The following is a 25,508-nucleotide window of genomic DNA, read 5'->3' on the forward strand; positions in this document are numbered from 1 at the left end:
GTTTCGAGGGAAGTACAAAGCGGAAGGCGGTTGCGTTGCCGAACCTTACGTATGGGCAGCCCAAGGCATTTGGATCGAATTAAATAGCCTAGTCGGATGACGGTGAGTGAGTTGCCGACACGGGAAATTCAGACAAAGGATTGCGCTAGGCCCCTACTAGTGCAGCGTAAGGACCAGGACCGCGAAAGTGCGTGTCGTTTCACACGGCGTACGTTTTCGGCGTGCAGGAGGAGGAGCGAGCTAGCGGTCAGTAACGTTCCCACAGGGTACGAAGCACCTCCTGCATGGCGTGTCGGTAGTCGGACGAGGGCTGCACGAAGTTGTTGTGCATGAAGCTGAAAATCAGTTTTCGCCCATCCTGGGTAATCAGGTACCCACTCAGGCAATAGGTGTTGCTCAGCGAGCCGGTTTTGGCGAAGACATAGGGCGGGCCGTCGGGGTTGCCGTACCAGTTGCGAAGCGTACCGGACTTGCCACCGGCCGGGAAGATCGTGTACAGCCGTTCGTCGCTGAGCTGTGCGTCGATTTTACGCAGAAGGGCGACCATGTTGCGTGGCGTTTGCAGGTTGTAGCGCGAAAGGCCGGAGCCGTCGACCCAACGGGGCGGGTCGGGCAAATCGGTCAGGTGCGTCCGCATCATGTACGCAATAGTAGAATCGACGCTTAGGGTATCCAGCCGTTGCGCTGAGCAGAGCATCAGCAGTTGTTCCGCAAAAAAATTGTCGCTGACGTGCATCATCCAGCGGTAGGCGCTGTCGGCCGGCAGGCTGTACAGCGTTTGCGTGGGCAGTTCCTGAAACTGGGTGGAAAGCACCACCGGGCGGTGTAGTGTGTCGGCCAACAGGGCGGCGGTAAGCGACGCTGACGGTCGGAAGGGGACATCCTGCGTAAAGGCCAGGGTGTCGGGCCTGGCCGCGTACGAAAAGTGGTTCTGGTCTACCTGACGACGCAGGTACGTGTGTCCTGGCAAGCTGGCAGAAGCTTTGTGCAGGTACTGCCCGAAAAACGCCGGGAACGGCAGCGGTTGGGATTCCTCGGCTACAAACTGAAAGCGCACGATGTTGCCGTACAAGGGCAAGGTGGAGCGTTCGGCCGAATAGTAATCGTTGTAGTCGTCCCAGGCCCACCCCGGTCCGAAGTGCGCCGCGGCGGTAGGACGGGGGACGTAGCACAGCGTCTGCGGGGCCGCGCGCAGCATCTGGAACACGTGTGCCTCGTACGTGGTATCGATGTGAGGCAGATCGGGGTGCAACAGGGTCGGGTCGCCCGTGCCGGTAAAAAAGAGCGTGTCGTGACGCAGGTCGTACCGCAGGGCCGGCAGCGAGTCGCCGAGCAGTTGCAGGCACGTGTACAGCGTCAGGATTTTGGTATTGGAGGCGGGCGTAAAGTACTTGTCACTCTGGTATTCGTACACCATCCGGTCCAGAAGCGGATCGTACAGCGCAAAACCGGTAAACGCCTGCTGAAACACCGGCGATTCTGCAATGAGGTGCCGAAACTGACGGGAAGAAAGATGGGGCGAGTGGGTAGCACAGGCCGTTAGCAGCACCGCCAGACTACCAGCGCCGAGCCGATGAAACAAACGCGACAGGGTCATGCGGAGAAAGATACCGGCTTTCTGCCATTTTTGTAACCCCGGCCCCCGCCGTCGGCGTTGTAACAGGCAAAGCATACGCTCGTCATTAACCCTCACTTCCCTCGTGAACTACCCCTCTTTAGGCACCTCCGACCTGCGGGTCAGCGAAATCAGTTTCGGATGCATGTCGTTGCAGCGCGACGACCAGCAGAACCAACGCCTGTTGCACCAGGCCCTGGACCGGGGCATCACCTTGTTCGACACCGCCGATCTGTACGACAAAGGCCGAAACGAAGCGACCGTGGGACGGGCCTTCCGCGGCATGCGCCAGCGGGTCGTGCTGGCCAGCAAAGTGGGCAACCAGTGGCGTCCCGACGGGAGTGGCTGGGACTGGAATCCCCGCAAAGACTACATTCTGACCGCCGTCGAGCAAAGCCTGAAACGCCTGCAAACCGATTACCTGGACCTGTACCAACTGCACGGCGGCACGCTCGACGATCCCATTGATGAAACCATCGAAGCTTTTGAACTGCTCAAAGAGCAGGGAAAGATTCGTGCCTACGGCATTTCGTCCATCCGGCCGAACGTAATCCGGGAGTGGGTACAACGCGCGCACCTGACCAGCGTCATGATGCAATACAGCCTGCTGGATCGCCGCCCCGAAGAGACGTGCCTTGCCTTGCTTCATCAGCACGGCATCGGGGTGTTGGCGCGCGGCAGTGTGGCGAAAGGGTTGTTACTGAACAAGCCCGCGGAATCGTACCTGGGGCATGCTCCGGCAGACGTTACACGCGCGGCGCAGGGCGTCGCCCGCCTGACGACCCCACAGCGCCCCGCTGCGGCCGTGGCCACTCGGTTTGTGCTGCACCACCCGGCCGTGACCACCGCCGTTGTGGGAATCCGGACAGAAGTGCAGCTAAACGAGGCTTTGCAAGCGGGCGATACGCCGCCGTTGACGGCGGCAGACGTGGCGCAACTGGCCGCGTCCGCCCCGGCGCGTACGTACACCGACCACCGGTGAGAAGGGCTAGCTCCTACATTTAATCAACCAAACCTTAAAGATCGCGGGAATGCCTTCGGAAGCCTACCGTTTTGGCCTGATTTCTTACCTGCGTCGGGGCAGGGAAAGGGGGCGCATTTTAGTTGCGCTTTCGTGTGCCTGCGGTCGCCCTTCCGGCCCTCGTGACGGAGATTTTTAGGCGCCTTTCCTAACAAAATCCGGTCAGCCGAGTTGTGTTGAGCACGGCCACGGCACAGGCATCGTGCGCATGTCGTTCGTGGGCCCGGCCGCCGACCGATTCGGCTATTACGTAAAAAAGAGTGGGATCACATCAAGTTCGTATATTGCGCAGACGACTTTTTTAACTCGAACATTACTAGCTCCTGAATCCCGACCTCTCTATGTCTCAGTCACTTTCTACGCGTACGTCTCAAGGCCTTACCCCCTCTCAGGATTACGACTCAGAATTTTGCGGACGCATTCCCGTGCAGTACATCAACTCGACTCAGGCGTATGGTTTTTTGCTGGTGCTGTCGGTCGATACGCTCAGCGTGCTGCAGGTCAGTGATACTTCTCGGCATTTGGGGGGACGAAAGCCCACCGAGCTGCTGGAGCGCCGGTTGGAGGAGTTGTTGCCCTCGCATCAGTACGACGTGATCCGCGACAAAGTAAAGGCCGGCTTGCCCCCACGGTTCACAACGCCCCTGTCGCTGCAGTTGGACGATACGGAGCTGCGCTTCATGGTACAATGGCACACCACCAACCAGTATCTGCTGACCGAATGGGTACCGACGTCGCTGACCCGTGCGTCGGCCAGCCAGGGATTCCCGAGTTTGCAGCAGGAAGCACAGACCTTGCAACAGGCCGAAACCTTCGAAGCCCTGGCCCAGGAAACGGTCGAGATGGTGCGGACGCTGGCCGGTTTCGACAAAGTAATGTTGTATCAGTTCGATCCGAAGTGGAACGGCGTCGTCATTGCCGAGACCAAGGCCGAAGGCATGGCGTCGTACCTGGGGCTGCGTTTTCCGGCATCGGACGTGCCACGGCAGTCGCGCGAACTGTACCGCACCAATCCGTACCGCTTTATTCCCGACCGGACGTATACGCCGGCGCGGCTGTTGCCGCTGCTGAACCCCATTACACAAAGCTTTACCGACCTGTCGCAATGCAACCTGCGGGGGGTCGCTCCGGTCCACATCGAATACCTGGGCAACATGGGCGTGACGGCGTCGCTTTCGCTGCCGATCCGGGTCAACGAAAAGCTGTGGGGCCTGATTTCGTGCCACCACCGGACCGCCCTGCAACCCGATGCCGACCTGCTGTCGTCACTCGAAGTGGCCTCTACGCTGGTGGCGTTGCGCATCAGTGCGCTGGAGAAAGAGACACACCTGCAACAACAGTTGTCCCAACACCAACACCGGGTGCTGATGCTGGAGCGCTTTTACAACGGCGATTCGCTTGAAAGCTGCCTGTTCGAACAGTCGCCCAACGTGCTGGAGCTGCTGGGCCTGAGCGGGGCTTCGCTGGTAGTGCGCAACGAAATAGTAAACCAAGGCACCACCCCATCCGTACAGCAAATTAAAGCGTTAGTCACCTGGCTACGCCGTTACCATCCCAAAGCGAGCTTTTTCAGCCAGTCGTTGGCGCAGGAAGACGAGATCGGAGAGGGCATGTATGAAGTCGCGAGTGGGTTGGTGGCATTACCACTTCTCTCTTCCAGCGAAGCCTATTTTCTAGGGTATCGCGCGGAGTTAGTGCAGTCCATCGATTGGGGCGGAAACCCCAATGAAGCGATCAACTTTGAGGCGAACAGCAAAGCCTACCACCCCCGCCATTCTTTTGAACTCTGGAAAGAAACCGTACGGTTTACGTCCACGCCCTGGCAAGATGAAGAACGTCAGTTGGCGATGCAATTGCAGGTGATGATGCAACAGAAAATTCAGGGGCAGTAAGCCATTGGTATGCAAGCAACAGAAATACAGAACGGAACACCATCGATAAAAAACGGGCAGGATCATATAGTCGTGGGCATTGGGGCCTCGGCAGGGGGGTTGGATGCAATCAATGAGCTGTTCGACCACTTGCCGCCGCGTAACAACATTTCGTACGTCATCATCCAGCACCTTTCGCCCGACTACAAAAGCCTGATGGACGAGCTGCTGGCCAAGCATACCGACATCCGCATCACGGTTGCCGAAGACCGAATGCTGGTCAAGCCCAACCACATCTACCTGATCCCAAACAAAAAGAACCTCAAGTTACAGCGGAATCGCCTGCGGCTGGACGAAAAGCCCACCGGGCCGGGGCCCAACTACGTCATCGACGTTTTTCTGGAGTCGCTGGCGCGCGAAAAGGGGCCGCTGGCCATCGGCATTATTTTGTCCGGAACAGGCTCGGACGGCGCACGCGGGGCAGAGGCCATCAAGCGCAACCGGGGGCTGGTGCTGGCGCAGGACCCGGCTTCGGCCAAGTTCGACGGTATGCCTCAGAGCGCCATTCGAACCGGCTGCGTCGACTATGTGCTGTCGCCCCGCGACATGGTCGACAAAATTCTGAGCCATCCGCATGCCGATCAGAAACTGTTACCCGCCGCGTCGGTGCCGAGCGTAGCGGCTCCCACCGGCGATGTCCTGCAACAGATTCTGGACGTGGTGCAGCGGGAGACTACCCACAATTTTTCGTTCTACAAACCGCAGACGCTGGAACGGCGCATTCAGAAGCGCATGCAGAGCTACAACTTTGCCACGCCGGAGGTGTACCTGCAGTTTCTGGAAAACCACCCGGAAGAGGCCAAGCAGCTGAGCCAGGAGTTTCTGATCGGCGTGACGCAGTTTTTCCGGGACAAGCCCGCCTTCGAGGCAATTGAAGAAAAGGTGATTCCGCAAATTGTGGAGGAAAAATCCCCGGGCAGTACCATCAAGGTGTGGGTGGCAGCCTGCAGCACCGGCGAGGAGGCCTACACCCTGGCGATGCTGTTTTCCGAATACCTGGAAAAGAACCACAAAACGGTGGAGGTGAAGATTTTCGCCACCGACATGGACGCCCACGCGTTGCAGATCGCCAACAAAGCCCAGTATCCGTTGCGCATCGCCGACGACGTGGCCGCGCGGCGGTTGCAGCGCTACTTCGTGGCCTACGACGACTACTACCTGGTGCATCCGGACCTGCGGAAAATGGTCATCTTCGCGCGGCACAACCTGTTGCACGATCCGCCGTTCAGCCACACCGACCTGATCACCTGCCGCAACCTGCTGATTTACATGAAGCCGGAGTTGCAAAAAAAGATCTTGTCGAACTTCCACTTTTCCTTGAACCTCAACGGCTTTCTGATGCTGGGCGCCAGCGAATCGGGCGCGCCGTTGCAGCCTTCGATGGAACTACTCGACAAAAAGTGGAGCATCTACCGGAACAACCAACTGAGCCGACGGTACACGCCCATCACGTTCATGCGGCCCGACACGAAATCCCCCAAGACCAACTTGCCCGCTGTTGCCAGTCAGAACTCGGGGGCGGGGCAGGCCCCCCGGCCGCGCAAAACCATGGAAGATGCCTTTGCGGCGGCCATGATGGAAGAGGCGGGCTTCGCGGGTATTTTTGTCGACGAACGCTTCGATTTTGTACAGGCCCTGGGCGACTACAAGCATTATGTGGTGTTGCCGGACAAGTCGTTTTCGCGCAATCTGCTCAACCTGCTGCCCGAAGAACTATCGGCCTCGCTGAGTGTGGCGATGCGCAAGGCCCTGCGGTTGCACACCAAAATGACCTGCCCCAGCATCCGGGCCAAGTACGGCACCGAGACGCGCAGCGTCAGCATGACGGTGATTCCGCAGCCCGAAGCCGACCCCACGCAGGGCATACTGCTGATCTTGTTCCGGGAAGAGAAATCGGCGGTGCCCGACGGACTTGCGCAAGGCGAGGTAACGGAAATGAGCCGCGCCGACATGCTGCACATCGCCGAAATCGAGGCTGAACTCAAAGAAGCGAAGGAAAACCTCCAGATGACGGTGGAAGAGCTGGAAACCTCGAACGAGGAGCTCCAGTCCAGCAACGAAGAGCTGCTCTCTTCCAACGAGGAACTGCAAAGTACCAACGAAGAGCTACAGTCGCTCAACGAAGAACTCCACAGCGTCAACGCCGAACTGAAAGAGAAGATCCGGGAGTTGTCGGAGTTGAACGACGACCTCAACAATTACTTTAACAGCACGGACATCGGCCAGATCTTCGTCGATCAGAACATGCTGATTCGGAAGTATACCCCGGCCGTAGCCCAACTGATCAACATCATCGACTCCGACATCGGGCGGTCGATCAGCCACTTTTCGTTCAACATCAAGCAGGGTGACGCGCTGCTGCCGGACATCCGTCGGGCGATGGAAGAACGGTCGGTCGTGGAACGGGAAGTGGAGGTACAGAACGGCCGCACGTACCAGATGCGCATCCAGCCCTACGTGCGCAAAGACAGCTCGGTCGACGGCGTGGTGGTGACATTTGTGGACATTACCCGACTCAAGCAGTTGAACCAGATTCTGGCCGGGGTTATGGACAGCTCGCTGAACGGCATCGCCGCGCTGGAATGCGTCGAGAACGAAGACCACGAGGTCGTCGACTTCGAATGGCGTCTGCTGAACGGCGCGGTGGGCACCATGCTGGGCCTGGAACAGGGTCAGCTGCTGAACAAGCGCTTGCGCAAAACGTTGCCGTGCTTTGTAGAAGACGGCATTTTCGCGAAGCTGATTCAGGTATACCAGGAGGGCGGAAGCCTGCATACGGAATACCACTACCGGCACCACGACACCGACGCCTGGCTCGAACTGGTGGCCGTGCAGATGAACAGGGGCATTGCGCTGACCCTCAACGAGATCACCCAAAAGAAAAAGGCCGAAGAAGAGCTGCTCGACGCCTACCGCGAAGCCAAAGAGGCCCGCGAGCGCTTGGTGTTTCTGAACAACGAACTGGAGTCGCGCGTGGCCAAACGCACGCGCGAGTTGTCGGTGAGCGAGGAGCGGTTCCGGCTGATGTCGCTGGCGACCAACGATGCCGTGTGGGATTGGAACATGGTCAACAACGAACTGTGGTGGAACGAGTCGTTTCAGGAGAAGTTCGGCGAGGCCGGCCAGGGCGAACTGGCGACCATCCAGGAGTGGTACAGCAAAGTGCACGACGCCGACCGCGCCCGGGTGATGAAAGAGATCAATCAGGTCATTAACGAGGGCTACGAAAACTGGACCAGCGAATACCGATTCCGGCTGGCCGAAGGCTCCTACGCGTTTGTCTACAGCCGCGCGTACCTGCTCAAAGACGAACAGGGCATTCCCTACCGGATGCTGGGCTCGCTGACCGACGTGACCGACCTGAAGCAGGTGCAGGAAGAGTTGAAACAAAGCAACGAAAAGCTGATTCGCATCAATACCGACCTCGACAACTTCGTCTACACGGCCTCGCACGACCTGAAAGCCCCCATCGCCAACCTGGAAGGCCTGATGCGGATGCTGCACAACAAGATTCGCACAAAGGTCTCGGACGACGACATGCGTCTTCTGAGCATGACCGATCGGTCGGTGATGCAACTGAAAAATACCATCCATTCGCTGGCCGAAGTGATTCGGGTGCAGAAAGACATGGACGAGAACGTAGAACAGGTACGGTTCGACGAGATTCTCGACGACGTCCGGTCCGATCTGTCCGATTTTCTGCACAGCACACACGCAGAACTCCATACCCACTTTCAGGTCGAGCAGCTCTACTACACACGCGTCAACCTGCGCAGCGTTCTGTATAACCTGCTGAGCAACAGCCTGAAGTACCGGCATCCCGAACGCATGCCCGACATCCGCGTGACTACCGAAGTAGTAGACGACTACGTCTTGCTTTCCGTAGAAGACAATGGGTTGGGCATGACGCCCGCGCAGCTCAAAAAGTTGTTCACCATGTTCCGGCGCTTTCATACGCACGTCGACGGCACGGGCGTGGGCCTGCACATGATCAAGCGGATCGTGGAAAACCGTGGCGGAAAAATTGAAGTCGACAGCACCGTGCAGGAGGGAACCACCTTCCGCATCTACCTGAAAGAACTGACGCCGACCCAACACGGCCTGCCGGACGAGGACGACGCTTTGTAAGGCGCTACGCCAGGCCGGCGTGTCCCGATGGCAGCGGCAGGCTGACTTCTACCGTGGTACCCTCGCCCAGTTGGCTGTCGATCTCTACCTGGCCGTGCAGCACCTCCACCAATTTTTTTACGATGTAGAGTCCCAGACCGTCGCTGCGTTCTTTTTTATCGCCCTGAAAGTAGGGATCGAACACGTAAGGCAGGTGGTCGGCCCGAATGCCCGGTCCGTTGTCGGCAATGGTTAAGACCAGCGCGTCGCCTTTCTGTGCGATGGTAACCCGGATGCGCTTGTTTTCCTGCGCGGCTTTAAAGAAGGAGATGGCGTTCTCGACCGTGTGGTTCAGGATGATCTCCAGGGGCGGCGGGTAAAAAATGAGCGGTTCGGCAGCAGTGACCGTGAACTCCAGTTGCACTGCCCGCTGTTCCAGCTCCTTTCCGAAATGTTGCCGCAAGGTCTGTTCCACCCGCTCGAAGTGGATAAACTCCATGTGATGCAACAGCATGTCGAGGCTACTCAGAATGTTCAGTTTGTTCAGCATGCCGTCCATGCCGTAAACCACGTCTTTGCACTTCTGGAGCAACTCAGCATGCCCCGGCGTGGTGAGCGTATCCGAAATCAGCCGGAACAGACCCAGCAGCGAAGTCAGCGGGCTGCGGAAGTTGTGAGAAAGCCGGTAAAAGAGCGTATTCAACTCGTTGTTCGACTGTTCCAGGGCCTGCGTGCGGCGCTGTACGATGCTTTCCAGGCGTTGCCGAAGCATGATCTCACTCACCTTGTTCAGTAAGAACTGGCCGATCAATTGAAAAAAGCGGTAGTCGGCCCGGCGGTAAGGCAGAGGCTCCTTTGTCCCGATGGTCAGCAAAAGGCGTTGGTTGGGCCGGGCAATGACGGGAAAAGCACACATGTTGGCGACCGGATGGCGCGACAAAATGGACGGCAGCGGAATGGAAAGCGCGTGCATCTCGCTCTGCGTCATCAGTACCGGAATGCCCATCTCCAGCACCTGCCGCTCGAACGAAAGAGGCTCGGAGACATCTTTCACCACGTATCCTTTCGCCAGATCCGTCTCGATCAGTACCGTCTGATTTTCGCATAAAATCAGGAAACGGCTGACACTTACGTTGACGATGTATTTCAGGTGATCGGCCAGGGCCTGGGCCACCACCTCCAGGCGGTCGGCTTCGCTGAGCCGGGACGAGAGGTTGGCAAACGATTCATAGCGTAGACGTTGAGAGGTTTCGTAACTGGGGTGGTCAAGCATGTTATCGGGAGGACAAGAGCTCGTCGTCGATGGGGATCCCTGCAATGTCTGCGATGGTATTAAGCATATTGGTAAGGTCGGCCATACTCATTAATTCCTGAATTTCCTGGTCGGAAAACCCTTCTGCCCGCAACGCCTCGAAGTCGTCGTCGGAAGTGGCGTGTGCGTCCATCGCGCATTTCGTGACGACCCGAATCGCCTGCCGGTACGAGGCCGGCACAAACTCCTGATCCAGGTCTTCGGTCAGCGACGGCGCGGGTTGGTCCGTCAGGGTACTTGCCAGTTGATTCACGGCAATGCCGTGCACGTGGGCGCAATACAGACAGCCCTTTTGCCGGGAGATGTGGTAGATGATCAGCTGCTTGAGGACCAGCGGCACCTTGCCGCGCAGCAGCGTACACTTCAGTTTCTCCCAGTTGCCACGCAGCAGTATCGCGTTGGCGCCCTGGCATTTAAACCAGTTGAGCACAAACGGAAGGCCCATTTCGCGCATGGTCTCCTGATATAGGAGCTTCACTTCGGGCGAAGCCGCCTCAAATTCAACAAGGGGAAAGCGAGCGTGAAAATGGGTCTGCATGATCGGGACGGATAGTACAAAAACAAACTCGGATGCGCGAGGGCAACTAATGTTGGTGACCGTACTTTATGGGGGGATATTACACAGAAAGCAGGAGCACGCGCCGGTTACAACAAAGGCCTCCGAAGCCGGAGACGGGTCATTTGAACGATGGAGCTGTAAGATTGAAAGGGTTTATGCGATGGATGGCGCAGAACCTGATTCTGACGGCCTGAAGAGTTGATTTGTCCAAGGGGGACCGGTTCTTGAAACAGTACAAAGATACATCGAAAGTAAACAGAATCATACACCGTGCGCCGGGGGAAATCGCCCAGAGCGTCGCCTGGGCGCACATGTAAGTTTTCAGAAAAGATTGCACAGCACGAAAATCACGCCTGAGTGGCACGTTGCCCGGTGTCGCAGGCCAAAGGGAATGTGCCCGAGCTCCGGCCGCTCCCACGAATATTCCCGATAAAATACCAAACCACGAAAAAGATATTGTAAAACTGTCGGTACGCCTTAGTTTTGCGGGTTCCCGAACTGGACTCATGCCAATCAATTACCACAGTACTAACCGACACCTGCCCAGCGGCACGTCCGAGCGTTTTCGGTTTGCCGAGGCGCTGGCACGCGGGCAAGCGCCCGACGGCGGGCTGCTGATGCCCGACCAAATTCCTACGCTTTCGCCCGAAACCCTCGAACGTTTGCGCGGTAAACCTTACGCCGAAGTGGCGTTTGCCGTTTTGTATCCCTTCGTGGAAGGCGAAATCGAAGCCGAGCGGCTGCGGGCGCTGTTGTACGACGCTTACACGTTCGACATTCCGGTGGAACCGCTGGGCGATCAGGTGTTGCTGGCGCGGCTCGACCAGGGGCCGACGGCCTCGTTCAAAGACTTTGCGGCCCGGGCCATGGCCCGCCTGATGAACGAATTTCGTCCGCCCGAGCAGCAGGTGACGGTATTGGTTGCTACCTCGGGCGATACGGGCAGCGCGGTAGGCGAAGCCTTTAAGGGCCTCGACGGGTTCCGTGTGGTCATTCTGTTCCCGGAACAGGAGGTCAGTGCGGTGCAGAAGCACCAGCTGGAGAGCATCGGGGGGAACGTGGTTGCCGTGTCGATCGACGGCAAGTTCGACGACTGCCAGCGTTACGTTAAGGCGGCCTTTACCGATCCCGATCTGAAGGCGCTGGGCCTCACGTCGGCCAATTCGATCAACGTGGGGCGGGTGCTGCCGCAGGTCGTTTACTACGTGTACCTCTACTTGAAGGTAGCGGCGCCCGGCGAAACGCTCAACTTCTGCATTCCGTCGGGCAACTTGGGCAACTCGCTGGGCGGAGAAATTGCCCGGCGCATGGGCCTGCCCATCGGCACCATCCTCATCGCCACCAACCGCAACGACGCGTTGCCCAGCTTCCTGCAAAGCGGCGCGTATGCCAAAATAGACCCCTCGCGGGCGTGCCTGTCCAACGCCATGAACGTGGGCAATCCCAGCAACCTGGCGCGTTATTTTGACCTGTACGGCGGTACGGTCGACAAAGACGGGGTGGTGCACCGGCAGCCGGATCTGGAACAGATGCGCCAGAATCTGAAGGGCGTCGCCGTGACCGACGAAGCCACCCGCGCGCGCATTCGCACCACGTACGACCAGTACGGCGTGGTGGTGGAGCCGCACGGTGCGGTAGGGTTGGAGGGGCTGGCGCAGGTGCCGCTGCCGGGACGTACCATCTGTTTCGAGACGGCCCATCCTGCCAAATTTCCCGAAGTGGTCGAAGAGGTGCTCCGGCTTTCGCCCGCACCAACCCCGGCCCTGGAGGCCATTCAGCACCGCACCGGAAAATCGGTGCCGCTGCCCAACGATTACAAACAGCTGAAGGCGTTTCTGCTCGCGTGGCAGGCCGCCGACACCACAGCGCTTTAAGACTTCGAAACGGTGGCGCGGGGCCATGGCCCCGGGAGAACACCGCAGGCAATCGGTCGGTACCATCCGGCCCGGATGTGCCTGGTAGTCACCACGCCCCGTGTTTCAATAACCTCAACAAACGTCTATCCTAGCGTACGATATGGAATGGATTAAAGTATTTGCCCCGGCGACCATCGGCAACATCGGCCCTGGGTTCGATGTATTGGGCCTGTCGGTCAAGTACGTGGGCGATACCCTCGAAGCCCGCAAAATTGAAGAAGGCATCGTCATCAGCGAGATCGAATCGGACATGCCGTTGTCGACCGATCCGGAAAAAAATACCGCGGGCATTGCGGCGGCCGAAGTCCTGAAAATCCTGAACATCACGGGAGGCGTGGAGCTGAAAATCAAAAAAGGCATGCCCTCCGGCTCGGGGCTGGGCTCGAGTGCGGCTTCGGCGGCGGCGGCGGCGTTTGCCACCAACTACCTGTACGGCGATCAGCTGACGCGCGAAGAGTTGATTTTGCCCGCTACGCGTGCGGAAGCATTTGTGTCCGGGGCCTTCTTTGCCGACAACACCGCCCCGTGTTTGCTGGGTGGCGCTACCCTGACGCGCTCCTGCATGCCGCTGGACGTGACCAAGATCGGCTCCATCTCCAACCTCCTGATCGTGTTGGTGACGCCCGACATCGTGGTGCTGACCAAAGAGGCTCGCGACATTCTGCCGACGCAGGTCGACATGAAAGACTTTATCTACAACATGGCCAATTCGTGTCTGATCACCGCGGCTTTTGCCAAGGACGATTACGGCCTGTTTGCCCGCAGCCTGAACGACGCGATTGTGGAACCGGCCCGCTCCAAGCTGATCGCCGGCTACGACGACGTGAAAGCCAATGCCCTGCGCGCCGGGGCCGACGGCGTGGCCATTTCGGGTTCGGGGCCGACGGTTTTCGCCATTACCAACGATCCACGGAAAGTACGCTTCATTCAGGACGCCATGGTGCGCACCTTCCGGATGCACGGGGTTGAGTCGACGAGCGTCATCACAGAAGTCGATAACGACGGTACCCGGCTGGTAGACGAGGAGTCGTAATTTGTCGTCGAACCAGGGGCTTTGCTTCGGTGTTGCGAGCAACCCGGGGCGGAGTGAACTGTGCATCGGCAATCCATAGGATTTCCCGGATGCGGGGTATGATCCTGGGAAGAATCTGCGTCATAATTTGGATGGCTTGAGGAGGATGCTATCTTTGACGCGCTTATTCAAACCATTGCTCACCTTAAAGAATACATCGATGTTGAATGATCTGATAGGTTCTATTAAAGGACAACTGGCAGGACAACTGGCTCAACAAACCGGCCTCACGGCCGATAAAGCCGACGATGCCGCCGAACTCGCCAAAGACAACGTGATTTCGCAACTGGGCAGCCAGGCGAAGCAGGGGAATCTGGGCGGGTTGCTCGACTTGTTCAAGCAGGGCTCGGCTCCGGCCGGAAACCCCATTATCAATTCCATGATCGGCGGCTATGTGACCGATCTGGTCAGCAAACTGGGCGTTCCGCAGGGCATCGCGCAACAAGTCGCCAACTTTGCCATCCCGTTCATCATGAACCACGTGCTCGGCAAAACTCCCAACGGCGATCAGATGGACCAGGGTGCCCTGGGCAACCTGCTGGGCGGCGACCTGCTCAAAGGGGCGGCCGGGCAGATTCTGGGCGGCCTCGGTGGCAACAAAGGAGGAGGCAATCCTCTGGGCGGTCTGGGTGGTCTGTTCAAATAGACCAACGCCGCAAGGAAGCAGCCCTTGGGCGACCGCTCCTGTGAGATGTTGACTTTTTAGTTCTATCATTATACCCAAAAACCATCATTACTCATGTCTAAACCCGTCAGCGAAATCGAGGGCATTGGTCCGGCTATGGCAGAAAAGCTTGCGAAGGCCAACATCAAAACTGTGGAAGGTCTGCTGGACAAATGCGGATCGGCCAAAGGCCGTAAAGAAGTAGCCGAACTCAGCGGGATTGACGCAAAGAAATTGCTTGACTTTGCCAACATGGCTGACCTGTTCCGCATCAACGGCGTCGGCAAGCAGTTTGCCGAACTACTGAAAGCCGCCGGTGTGGATACCGTGAAGGAACTGGGCACCCGCAAACCCGAGAACCTCCACGCCAAACTGGTAGAAGTGAACGAACAGAAAAAGCTCGCCAAATCGGTGCCGGCGCTGAGCCGCGTGCAGGCCTTTGTGGAAGAAGCCAAGACCATGGACGCCATGGTGACGCACTGAGCCCTTGTTACTTTCTTTGTAAAAAGCACCGTCTGTCACGGTGCTTTTTTGCGTTAGAGGCGAGCTGAACCCCGGACGCGTTTCTGGTGTTTGGTTCGTGGAACACGAGCCCGAAAACTGCCCATATTCTTAGAATTGCGCGATTCCGCTTGTGGAACTCCTGAAATGGCCTTACCTTTGAAGAGTAAAACAAACCAAAACGAACCAAATTCCTTGGAAGATTCTCAACACCTCCCTTCGCAGAACGGACAGTCGGCCAATGGGCAAAGCAACGGTCAGGCGGATGGATTCGATGCCGATGAGAAAATCACGGACATCGTTCCGCTCTCCGGGTTATACGAAAACTGGTTTCTGGATTATGCCTCGTACGTAATCCTGGAGCGGGCCGTGCCGGGCATTGGCGACGGCATGAAACCCGTACAGCGCCGTATTCTGCACGCCATGAAGGAGATGGACGACGGGCGGTTCAACAAAGTGGCCAACGTCATCGGGCAAACCATGCAATACCACCCGCACGGTGATGCTTCGATTGGCGACGCCATTGTGAACCTGGGGCAGAAGGATTTGTTGATCGAAACCCAGGGAAACTGGGGGGATGTGCGGACCGGCGACAGCGCGGCGGCCCCCCGGTACATCGAAGCGCGCCTCTCCAAGTTTGCCCACGATGTGCTGTTCAGCCCCAAGATTACCGAATGGCAGGCCTCGTACGACGGACGGAAGCGCGAGCCGGTTTCGTTGCCCGCCAAGTTTCCGCTGCTGCTGGCCCAGGGGGTGGAAGGCATCGCGGTCGGCTTGTCGACCAAGATCATGCCGCACAACTTCTGCGAACTGTGCGAAGCCTCGATTCAGGTGCTGAAAGGCAAACCCACCGACGTGTTGCCCGACTTCCCGACCGGCGGCACCGTCGACGTCAGCCAGTACAACGGTGGTCAGAAGGGCGGGCGCATCCGGGTGCGTGCCCGGATCGAATCCTACGACCGCAAGACGCTCGTGATCCGCGACATTCCTTACGGCACCACCACCACCAACCTGATCGATTCCATCATCAAGGCCAACGACAAAGGAAAGATCAAAGTCAAGCGCGTGGTCGACAACACGGCGCAGGATGTGGAAATTCTCGTGTCGCTGGCGCCCGGCGTTTCGCCCGACGTCACCATCGACGCCCTCTACGCCTTCACCGATTGTGAAGTCTCCATTTCGCCCAACGCGTGCGTCATCGTCAACAACAAGCCGCAGTTTTTGTCGGTGAACGACATTCTGCGCATCAACGCCGACAACACCATGGAGCTGTTGCGGCGCGAACTGGAGATCCGACGCAGCGAACTGAAGGAGAAAATCCTGTTTGCCTCGCTCGAAAAGATCTTCATCGAAAACCGCATCTACCGGAAAATCGAAGAGTGCGAAACGTGGCCCGACGTGATCGCCACGATCGACAAAGGCCTGAAGCCCTATAAGAAGCAGTTCTACCGGGAAATTACCCAGGACGACATCGTGCGGCTGACTGAAATCCGCATCAAGCGCATCTCGAAATACGATTCGTTCAAAGCCGACGAGCTGATGCGCGACCTGCAGACTGAACTGGACGAAGTAGAAAACAACCTGGCCAACCTGCGCGACTTCACGATCCTGTTCTTCAAGCAATTGCTGAAAAAATACGGGGCGGGGCGCGAGCGCAAAACGGAGATCCGGCAGTTCGATACCATTCAGGCGGCCGTGGTGGCGGTCAACAACCAGAAGCTTTATGTGAACCGGAAGGAAGGGTTCGTGGGCTATGGCCTGAAAAAAGACGAATTTGTCTGCGACTGTTCCGACCTGGACGACATCATCGTGATGCGCAAGGACGGCACCATGCAGGTGAGCAAGGTGGCCGAAAAGACCTTCGTGGGCAAGGACATTCTGTACGTGGGTGTGTTCAAACGCAACGACGAACGCATGGTCTACAACATGGCCTACCTGGACGGGGGCACCGGCCGCACCATGGTGAAACGATTCCAGGTGCTGGGCGTGACGCGCGACCGGGAGTACAACCTGATCAGCGATGCCAAGGGCTCGCGCGTGACGTACCTGTCGGCCAATCCGAACGGCGAGGCGGAAATTGTTACCGCGTACCTGACGCAGGGCTCGACCGCCCGCAAGAAATCGTTTGAGTTCGACTTTGCGACCATCGACATCAAAAACCGGAACTCGCGCGGCAACCTGCTGACCAAGTATCCGGTGCGACGGCTGCAACTGAAACAGGCCGGTTCTTCGACCCTGGGCGGGCTGGAGATCTGGTACGACCCGACCGTAGGGCGACTCAATACCGAAGAGCGCGGCTACTACGTGGGCGAATTCGAAGGCGAAGACCGCATTCTGGTCGTTCACAAAGACGGCAGCTACGAACTGACGACCTACGAACTGACCAACCGCTACGAACCCGATAGTGTCGGTGTCCTGGAGAAATTCGAGCCGGAAGGGGTGGTAACGGCCGTGTATTACGAAGGCAAACAGAAAGCCTATTACGTGAAGCGGTTCAACATCGAGACGTCGTCGATCAACAAGCGGTTCCTCTTCCTGCCCGATTCGCGCGGCACGAAGCTCATCTTGGCCACCACCGACCAACAGGCGCAACTGGAGGTGACCTACAAGAAAGACAAAAAGTCGCCGGTGGAAACAACGCAGTACGATTTCGACATGCTGGTCGACGTCAAAGGCTGGAAGGCCCTGGGAAATCGCCTGACCAACTTCGATGTCAGCAAGGTCAAACTACTGGCGTCGGACCCCGAACAGGACATCGAGAAGGTGGTGGAGAACGGCCGCATCAAGAGCAAAAGTCAGCTCGGCATTTTCTGACGAAGCCGAAGTTCATAAAAAAAGCCCGCTGCACGCAGCGGGCTTTTTTATGAACAGCTCACCCTTATTCGACAACAAGCTTGCGGGTCGCCCGGCCTTGCGGTGTTTGTAACTCGAGGAGGTAAATCCCCGCCGGTACGGTGTGCAGAAGCAGCTGACTTTCGTGCGCCTGCAACGTGGTTTCCTGCATCAGCATGCCGGTAAGCGTAAAGAGCCGGACCCGGGCCTCGTGTGTGCCGGTCGGCAACGTGAGAGAAACCTGCCCGCGCGTCGGGTTGGGGTAAAGCCGCCAGGTGTCGGCAGCCAGCAGGGACGGGGCGGCCGTGGGGGTACCGTAGTAGTAACGGGTCCGGCTGTACAGAAACCACTGGTAGCCGTCCCAGTAATAGTAATTGATGTAGAGGAGGTTGCCCAGAGGGTTGTACAGGTATTCGTACCGCTCTTGTTCGACCCACTGGTAATCTGCAGCGCTCGTGGCGCGCAGCACCGGCGAGGAGGGAGACGCCGGGAGGTGCGCAGTCGTGGGGGTATCGGTGCTGAGGGCTGCGTAGACCATATAACTAGCAATCTGTCCGTCGGCCTGGTAAGTATACACCTCGCGGCTGTAGGGCACAAAAGAAGTCGTCGCATAATCCCAGCCGTAATAAAAGGTCTGCACCAGCAGTTGCCCGGTCGGCGCGTTAACCCACTCGTACTTCCATTGCCCGATCCACTCGCCGGTGGTGGTGTACCACGAGTAATCCGCCCAGGAGGTCAGGTACCCCCAGGCATCGTAGGTGATTTCATCTTTGTAGTAGTAATACCACTTGGACGTCATGGTGTCGAACAGCGAAGCCACGATCAGCGTCAGAGCACCTGCCTCGTTGTACGCATACTCCTCTTTGCTTTGTGGCATCCACCCCGCGAAATAGTCCCAGGAAGCGTAGGTCATTACGCTGACCAGCCCCCGGTCGTTGTATGCGTATGCGTACTGACTGTAGGGCGTCTCGCTGTAGTAGTCACTGTAGTAGATGGTCTCCAGCGTATCCTGCCCCAACGCGTTGGTGGTGTATTCCCATCGGTAGTAGGCATAGTCCAGCCATTCGCTGTCGTAGCTGTCCCAAAAGCTGTACTCTAGTAGGGTCAACTGGCCGGCGTCGTTGTAAGTGTAGTCGTACCGATAGTTGGGAGCCCACGCGGTGCCGTCCCAGTAGGAGTAGGTTTCGGTAGCGGTTTGCCCCAGTGCCGTGTAGGTGTACTCGTACCGGGTATAGCCGATCCACTGGTCATCGTAGCCGCTTCCGGTGTAGTAGGCATCCAGCGTTAAGCGCCCCCAGTCGTCGTAGTCGTACTCATATTTGTAGTAAGCCACCCATACCTCCGAATACGGGTCCCAATTGTAGAATTCATCCAGAATCAGGTAGCCCCGCGCATCGTAGGCGAAGATTTCTTTGGACGAAAGAACGCTGTCGGTCGAACTGTAGAACGAATAAGTCAGGGCACTGTCGGTGCGGGCGGCGGCCGCCAGGGCGTGGGTCGGGCGACTGTGTGTGTGCGGGAGCGTCGGTTGGGTACGCTGGGGGGTACGTCGCGTCTCCTGCGGATGCTGTAGTTTTTGTAAGATGGGTTTGGCGTGCGGCGATTCCGGGAGCAGCGCCAGGGTAGAAGCGGCAGAACGTTCGCCGTTAGGAGGGAGCGGCTGAACACGCGATTGTGCGACGATCGGGCGGGCGATGGTCAAGGCCAGCAAGATCACGGGTAAAAGTTTGTACATGGGTATGAATGAGGAGTGAGGTTAGACTAATGTTTAGCAACGACATGGTAATGGGGACTGAATTTCTGCAAAAGGTAGGAAGAAGCCCGGTGGACTCCAATACTGATTCTTAAGGATTTTTTGCTCCTGATTGGATAAGAGCGTGTTGGTTAGAGGGGAAGAACAAAAAAGCACTAAAAAAAGGCCTCACATAGGAGGCCTTTGGTGTAAAGTTGATCTTAGTTAAGAGGTTATTAGTCGATATATAGCTGATTTTTTGGAAAGTGAACCGTTATTCCACCACCACTTTCCGCGTGGCCCGTCCCTGCGGCGTTTGCAACTCGAGCAGGTAAATACCCGCTGCCAGGTTACGGAGCGCTAGCCGGTGCTGCTGCCCGGAAAACGCCTCGGTCTGCATCAGTTTCCCGGTCAGCGAGAAGAGGCGTACCTGTGCCTGCCGGATACCGTCGGGTAGCGAGATCGTCAGCACATCACGGGCGGGGTTGGGGTACGCTTGCCAGGTGTCAGCGGCGAGAAGAGAAGAAGAGGAGGTGACTTGATCGGAATAGTAGTAGTAGGTTTTGGTGTCGAGGGTCCAGGCATTGGCGGTTTCATTCCATACATGCTGAGAGGTTACGGACAAATTTCCCGAATCGTCCAGACTGTATTGATACTTTCTATCTTGCTTCCACGTCTCTGATGACTGATCCCAGAGGAAAACGGCGCTCAATCTTTGTGTGCCGTCGTCATCATAAGTAAAGCCTTGACCGAAACTTCCTATCCATTTCTGGTTCTCTGTATTCCACTGGTAGTAGTTGTAAGAAGTGCTTACGTTACCATGGACATCGTACGTAGCGTCGTAGCGATAAATACCCGTCCACTGCTGGGTAGATTGATCGAAAGAGTAAAACGCAGATAACAAAAGCTGATTCGAGGCATCGTACGAGAACTCTTGTTTTGTTTTGGGTTGCCATAGATTCAGTTCATCCCACTGATAAGTCTTCTTTGATGTATGATGACCTGATGCGTCGTACGTATGTTCAACCTTGGCATAGTGCTGCCAATATTCATGAGCGTTATCCCAAAAGTATTGAGTTGTGGCAAGTAGATTACCATTTTCATGGTGCGTATATTCTTCTTTCTGGTTCTTTTCCCATGTCTTTTTTTCTACATTCCAGGTGTAGGTCAAAGTAGCGGTAAGCACATCGTATTCATCGAAGTTATATTCTTTTTTGTCTTGAGAAGAGAATTCCCACACTTGGGTTTCCTGATTCCATTGATGAGAAGTGCTAAGAAGAAGATACCCGGATTCGTCATATGTATTCTCACCTTTGGTGGTCAGTAGCCACTTGTTCGTTGCTTCGTCCCATCTGGAAAAAATTCCTGATACCATATTTCCCTTCTCATCGTAGCTGTATTCGTTCTTAATTTCTCCCTTCCATTGCTGATGGGTATCACTCCAGGTGTAATAAGCATCTGATAGTCCTTCGCCTTGTGCACTATACGTGTTTTCATACTTACGCTCTCCCTTCCATTGCTCAGTAGCCGCATCCCACAGAGAATAAGCATATAAGGTTCGATTGCCCGCTGCATCGTATGCATATTCGTTTTTATGATTGCGTTGCCAGCGATGAAGCGCTTCGTCCCATTGGTAATTGGTAATCGTGGTTTGATTTCTCAGAGGCGTATACGTGTATACATTCTTCTGAGTAGAGATCGAGTCTACAGCAGAAGAGAAGAGATAAGTGACAATGCTATCAAGCTGAGATGCTGTTGATGCTAGAGGATGAGGTATGTTTGGCGCAGAAGTAGTCTGTAAAGCAGAAGGAAAATGCTCATTGTTCCAGGACAATGGGTGTGTCTCTCGTAAAAGAGATTTCTGAATGGTCTGAGTCTGGTTGAAGGGTTGAGCTTTTACTAATGAGGGAGCTAAAAAAATAGCGGTGAGGATAATATGTTTCATAAAAAACGGCTAGTGGTGAACGAAGTACTGATATAGCCGTCGAAAGTATAAAAAGAGAAGAGCGTAAATTAGGCGTTTCGTGAGGTATACCTTACCCTGTAATACCAAGCAATGAATGCCTTGCATCAAAGAAAAGGAGGACCTTAGTAGCTCTCCCTCTATCTCATTATCCTTCTCAAAACAATACTATTCCACCAGCACTTTCCGCGTGGCCCGTCCCTGTGGCGTTTGCAGCTCGAGCAGATAAATACCCGCTGCCAGGTTACGGAGCGCTAGCCGGTGCTGCTGCCCGGAAAACGCCTCGGTCTGCATCAGTTTCCCGGTCAGCGAGAAGAGGCGTACCTGTGCCTGCCGGATACCGTCGGGTAGCGAGATCGTCAGCACATCACGGGCGGGGTTGGGGTACGCTTGCCAGGTGTCAGCGGCGAGAAGAGAAGAAGAGGAGGTGACTTGGTCGGAATAGTAATAGTAGGTTTTGGTGTCGAGGGTCCAGGCATTGGCGGTTTCATTCCAAAGGTAATACTCCACAAGGATTCTGGTACCAAGCGCATTGTATACGGTCTTTTTCTTGCTTTGTCCTTTCCATTGTTGGTTGCTCAGATCCCAGTTGTACCAGGATTGCGAGATTAGTCGATGCGCCTCGTCATAGGCATACTCTACCATGCGTGAACCTTTCCACAGATTCGTGGATTCATCCCATTGAAAATCGGCAAAGGAAGTTAAATTGCTCTCCAGATCGTATGTATACTCGGTTTTGCTCAAGCCTGTCCATTCCCCATTTTTCCATTCGTATAATGCGTACAAAAGAGGTAAACCGGAGTCGGTAAACTCATCTACACGTTTTTGAGAGGCTAGCCATTGTTGCTGTTGCGCATCCCATTTGTAAGAAATCAAAGTGAGATTCCCATTCGGACCGTAGTCGTATTCACTTTTGAAAAGTATGTCCCATTGAACAGTTGTGGAGTTCCACCTGAAACGCGTCTCTGACAGCAATACACCTAATTCATCGTAGGTATATTCAGACTCGAGATCTGGTTGCCACTGAGTCTCCACTTTATGCCAGTCATACGAGGTGCTCAGGGTGAGGTCACCTGTAGTCGTGTACTTGTTTTCAGTTTTACGATTAATCACCCACTGCTCCGTTGATTCTTTCCATAAGAAGTAGACAAGCGTCTCATGCGTGCCGGTTTCGTCAAAGGTATACTCACATTTTCGATCGGGTATCCACATTTGTGTGAACAAAGACCATTGATAATCAATTTGAATCCGCTGTCTCTGGGCGTCAGCATATTCATAAGTAACCTTTGAAATACCTCGCCATGCCTTGGTATGTTCGTCGCCCTCATAGTAAGCTGACAATATTTTTCTGCCCGACGCATCATAAGCATCTTCGTATTTGTATACCCCTTCCCACTCCCTCGTAGAAGCGTTCCAATTGTAGCTGGCATCCAGAAGCGGACGGTTCGCTTCGTTGTAAAAATGCAGGAATCTTGTTCCTAACACCCATTGCTGGTTCTGCCAATAGTAAGTAATGGAAGTATCGCGCCGATTTACCTGATCGTGTGTACTGACACTTTTGCTAAGGGGAACAGAATCGTACAGTGATGAAAATCGAAAGATAACAGTGCTATCGGGTTCGGTATCAGAAGTGGCCTGTATTTGTGGCACCATTGAAAGAGACTCCGGAAACGACGAGGGGTTACGTTCTGCTTTGTGCCATGAATTCGTAGGTCGAGCGGCTTCTGGTAGTGGTTGAGCCGTAGCTAATCCGGCTAGAAGCGACAAAACAACTAGTGCATAAAATTTCATAAAGAATGGTTAATCAGAAGAAGATACGAGTACGTCCGCCACAGAAGCGTGCAGGCGGATGTGCGAACAGGGGCAAGTAATGTGAAAAATGCCTCGTAACAAAACGAAGTGAGAAAAATCCATGTTGCCCTTCGGTGTTATAAGAGGGAACGCATTGAAAGTAAAGGAGTTGAAATCTCAACACTCCGGCATGGCGACCGGGATGTTGATCGACAGGCCGCCTTCGGAGGTTTCTTTGTACTTGGTGTGCATGTCCTGCGCAGTGTCCCACATGGTTTTGACGATCACGTCGAAGGAGACGACGGCGTGGGTGGGATCGCCGGACAGCGCGAGGTGGCTGGCCGTAATGGCCTTGATGGCACCCATCGTGTTGCGCTCGATGCAGGGAATCTGAACCAGCCCGCCTGCCGGGTCGCAGGTCAGGCCCAGGTGATGCTCCATGGCGATTTCGGCGGCCATCAGCACCTGTTGCGGACTACCGCCTAATAGGGCGGTGAGGCCCCCGGCGGCCATTGCAGACGAGACCCCGATTTCGGCCTGGCAGCCGCCCACCGCCGCCGAGATGGTCGCATTGTTTTTGAAGATGCAGCCGATCTGTCCCGACGTCAGTAGGAAACGTACGATGTCGTCGTCCCCCCGAAAATCACAGAAGCAGCGGTAGTACATCAGCACCGCCGGCACGACGCCCGCCGCGCCGTTGGTTGGGGAGGTCACCACCCGCCCGAACGAGGCGTTCTCTTCGTTGACGGCCAGCGCAAAGCAACTGAGCCATTGGTTAACGTTACTGAAAGCGGTGCCGGTCTGTCGGACGGCGTCGATCCAGGCAGGAGGGGTCTCGGGAATCGGACCCTGCAGCAACTGGCTGCACAGCAGGCGCGCCCGGCGTTTTACGCGCAGCCCGCCGGGCAAAATGCCCTCTTGCCGGCAACCCCGTAACATGCAGGCCACCATCGTATCCCAGATCTTGAGCATGCGTTGTCGCACGTACGTGGCGTCGTGAAACGCCAGCTCATTTTGGTACACCACCTCGGCGATGGTGCCGCCCTGGCGGTCGGTGTGCGCAATCAGGTCCTGCCCCGAATCGATGGGGAACGGCAGCGTGACGTCGGTTTCGTCTGGTGTTTCCGCGTCGTGCTCCTGAGTGATGAATCCGCCTCCTACCGAATAATAGGTTTCCTCGACCGTAGTGCCGTGCGCCAGCGTCGCTGTAAACGTCAGCCCGTTGGGGTGAAAGGGCAGGGCATGTGACTGGAACACGAGGGCCTGCGCCGGATCGAAGGCGACGGGCGTACCGTTAACCAGAAGCTGTTTTTCCTGTTTGATGCGGGCAATCGTCGTGAAAATCTGGTCGGGCGGAAAGGTTTCCGGATCATGGCCTTCCAGGCCCATCATCACCGCCACGTCGGTGCCGTGGCCGACGCCGGTTTTGGAAAGGGAACCGAACAACGCTACGGACAGCGACGTAACCGACTGGTCGGCCAGCATGGCCGCAAAACGCGCCGCGGCTTTCCAGGGCCCCAGCGTATGTGAGCTGGAAGGGCCAATGCCGATTTTGTACAGGTCGAAGATGCTGAGCCGTGCCATATAAAAAAGTGCGTTGCCGGGCGTCGCAGCCCAGCGGCAAAGGTCACACCCAGACGGCGGACTTCCTAGCGGCGAAAGCGTACATGAAGAATCCTCATCAATCCGCTACGCCCCCGTTCACCAGGCGCTGGAAAAGACGTAGTGCAGTCCCGCCTCAACGCCGCCCCAGACCACATGCCGTTTGCTCATGTCGCCCCGGTAGCCGCTGGTCAGGTTTTTATAGAGCGATTCTTCCGCCTCGACCCACGCCTTCTCGCGCATTTCCAGCACGTTGCCGTTGGCCCGGATGTCCAGGGTAAGGTACAGGTCTTCCGTGAGGTTGAAGAAAGCGCCGAAGGCAATCACCCCCCCGAAATCGAACGTGTTGAACTGGTACTTGTCGTCGTTATCGGTGGAGGCGTAGGTTGCTTCGTAGGTCAGGAAGGGCGAGTTGGTGCCGCCGTCGAACGTGAAGCGCTCTTCGCCGCGGAGGAGAAACGAAAATTGCGGACCGATGTAAAAGTTAAACCCCACCGTGCGGTCGGGCGAGGAAGAAAAGCGAAACAGAATCGGGACATTCAGGTACTGGAGCTCGGTGGTGCGCTCACCGATGGCTACGTCCAGCTCTTCCACGTCGAAGGTCTGGCGGATGTTAGTCAGAATGGCCTGCCCAAACAGCCCCACCTCGTCGGAAAAATGGTACCCGACCGACAGCCCCACCGGCGCAAAGGCGTAAGAAGGCACCACCTCAAATTCCGGTGAATCGAACATCTGCTGGTCGAGCACCCAGGTGGTGTTGTAACTGCTGACCAAGCCTACGTGAAGACCTTGCTGTGCCAGGGCGGGGAAAGAACAACTCAAAAGTACGGCTAGGGTGGGTAGTATTTTCATGAGAAATAGGAAGGGAGGGGTACGGGCAGCAAAAGATG

At 56.3% G+C, this 25,508-nt stretch carries 16 protein-coding genes; 8 read left to right on the plus strand and 8 right to left on the minus strand.

Going from position 1 to position 25,508, the window contains the following annotated elements; translation table 11 throughout:
• Nucleotides 1-247: 247 nt before the first annotated feature.
• Entirely contained in the window at nucleotides 248-1,597 is a 1,350-nt protein-coding gene (locus tag BLR44_RS25160; RefSeq protein WP_218127183.1) for a D-alanyl-D-alanine carboxypeptidase/D-alanyl-D-alanine-endopeptidase, read from the minus strand.
• A gap of 103 nt (nucleotides 1,598-1,700) precedes the next feature.
• Between BLR44_RS25160 and BLR44_RS25165 the strand changes: the two genes are divergently transcribed.
• The 3 genes from BLR44_RS25165 to BLR44_RS25175 all read left to right on the plus strand — a co-directional run bounded on the left by BLR44_RS25165 (nucleotide 1,701) and on the right by BLR44_RS25175 (nucleotide 8,695).
• The gene (locus BLR44_RS25165) at nucleotides 1,701-2,597 is read left to right on the plus strand and encodes an aldo/keto reductase (RefSeq protein WP_089687462.1); all 897 of its coding nucleotides are present in this window, start codon (nucleotides 1,701-1,703) and stop codon (nucleotides 2,595-2,597) included.
• A gap of 380 nt (nucleotides 2,598-2,977) precedes the next feature.
• Complete coding sequence (locus tag BLR44_RS25170; protein ID WP_089687466.1) at nucleotides 2,978-4,528, plus strand: GAF domain-containing protein; 1,551 nt, start codon at nucleotides 2,978-2,980, stop codon at nucleotides 4,526-4,528.
• Between the two features lie 9 nt (nucleotides 4,529-4,537).
• Nucleotides 4,538-8,695, plus strand: coding sequence for a chemotaxis protein CheB (locus BLR44_RS25175; protein WP_089687469.1), 4,158 nt, complete (start codon nucleotides 4,538-4,540; stop codon nucleotides 8,693-8,695).
• 4 nt (nucleotides 8,696-8,699) lie between these two features.
• Here BLR44_RS25175 and BLR44_RS25180 read toward each other — a convergent pair whose 3' ends face one another.
• Both BLR44_RS25180 and BLR44_RS25185 read right to left on the minus strand, forming a co-directional pair.
• Nucleotides 8,700-9,947: a sensor histidine kinase gene (locus BLR44_RS25180; protein ID WP_089687473.1), complete on the minus strand. Its 1,248-nt coding sequence runs from the start codon at nucleotides 9,945-9,947 to the stop codon at nucleotides 8,700-8,702.
• A 1-nt stretch (nucleotide 9,948) separates the two neighbouring features.
• Nucleotides 9,949-10,524, minus strand: coding sequence for a carboxymuconolactone decarboxylase family protein (locus BLR44_RS25185; RefSeq protein ID WP_089687476.1), 576 nt, complete (start codon nucleotides 10,522-10,524; stop codon nucleotides 9,949-9,951).
• A 527-nt stretch (nucleotides 10,525-11,051) separates the two neighbouring features.
• On the opposite strand from BLR44_RS25185, the gene thrC reads away from it, so the two are divergent.
• The 5 genes from thrC to BLR44_RS25215 all read left to right on the plus strand — a co-directional run bounded on the left by thrC (nucleotide 11,052) and on the right by BLR44_RS25215 (nucleotide 17,512).
• Nucleotides 11,052-12,419, plus strand: coding sequence for a threonine synthase (gene thrC, locus BLR44_RS25195; protein ID WP_089687483.1), 1,368 nt, complete (start codon nucleotides 11,052-11,054; stop codon nucleotides 12,417-12,419).
• A gap of 142 nt (nucleotides 12,420-12,561) precedes the next feature.
• The gene (locus tag BLR44_RS25200; protein WP_089687485.1) at nucleotides 12,562-13,494 is read left to right on the plus strand and encodes a homoserine kinase; all 933 of its coding nucleotides are present in this window, start codon (nucleotides 12,562-12,564) and stop codon (nucleotides 13,492-13,494) included.
• 199 nt (nucleotides 13,495-13,693) lie between these two features.
• Nucleotides 13,694-14,179 carry a hypothetical protein gene (locus BLR44_RS25205; RefSeq protein ID WP_089687488.1) on the plus strand — a complete coding sequence of 162 codons (486 nt, stop codon included), beginning with the start codon at nucleotides 13,694-13,696 and terminating at the stop codon, nucleotides 14,177-14,179.
• Nucleotides 14,180-14,272: 93 nt separating this feature from the next.
• Nucleotides 14,273-14,680, plus strand: coding sequence for a DUF4332 domain-containing protein (locus BLR44_RS25210; protein ID WP_089687493.1), 408 nt, complete (start codon nucleotides 14,273-14,275; stop codon nucleotides 14,678-14,680).
• Between the two features lie 213 nt (nucleotides 14,681-14,893).
• A complete protein-coding gene (locus tag BLR44_RS25215) occupies nucleotides 14,894-17,512 on the plus strand; it encodes a DNA gyrase/topoisomerase IV subunit A (protein ID WP_262482308.1) in 2,619 nt (872 codons plus the stop codon).
• A gap of 64 nt (nucleotides 17,513-17,576) precedes the next feature.
• Here the strand turns inward: BLR44_RS25215 and BLR44_RS25220 are convergent, their stop codons facing one another.
• The 5 genes from BLR44_RS25220 to BLR44_RS25240 form a co-directional block, all read right to left on the minus strand.
• Entirely contained in the window at nucleotides 17,577-19,265 is a 1,689-nt protein-coding gene (locus BLR44_RS25220) for a T9SS type A sorting domain-containing protein (protein ID WP_089687499.1), read from the minus strand.
• Nucleotides 19,266-19,536: 271 nt separating this feature from the next.
• Nucleotides 19,537-21,207 carry a T9SS type A sorting domain-containing protein gene (locus tag BLR44_RS25225; RefSeq protein ID WP_089687503.1) on the minus strand — a complete coding sequence of 557 codons (1,671 nt, stop codon included), beginning with the start codon at nucleotides 21,205-21,207 and terminating at the stop codon, nucleotides 19,537-19,539.
• A 186-nt stretch (nucleotides 21,208-21,393) separates the two neighbouring features.
• Complete coding sequence (locus BLR44_RS25230) at nucleotides 21,394-23,016, minus strand: DUF3836 domain-containing protein (protein ID WP_089687505.1); 1,623 nt, start codon at nucleotides 23,014-23,016, stop codon at nucleotides 21,394-21,396.
• A gap of 177 nt (nucleotides 23,017-23,193) precedes the next feature.
• Entirely contained in the window at nucleotides 23,194-24,600 is a 1,407-nt protein-coding gene (locus BLR44_RS25235; RefSeq protein WP_089687509.1) for an L-serine ammonia-lyase, read from the minus strand.
• A gap of 117 nt (nucleotides 24,601-24,717) precedes the next feature.
• Entirely contained in the window at nucleotides 24,718-25,470 is a 753-nt protein-coding gene (locus tag BLR44_RS25240; protein ID WP_089687512.1) for a porin family protein, read from the minus strand.
• Nucleotides 25,471-25,508 lie beyond the last annotated feature (38 nt).

The organism is Catalinimonas alkaloidigena, from assembly GCF_900100765.1.
Taxonomy (GTDB): Bacteria; Bacteroidota; Bacteroidia; order Cytophagales; family Flexibacteraceae; genus Mooreia; species Mooreia alkaloidigena.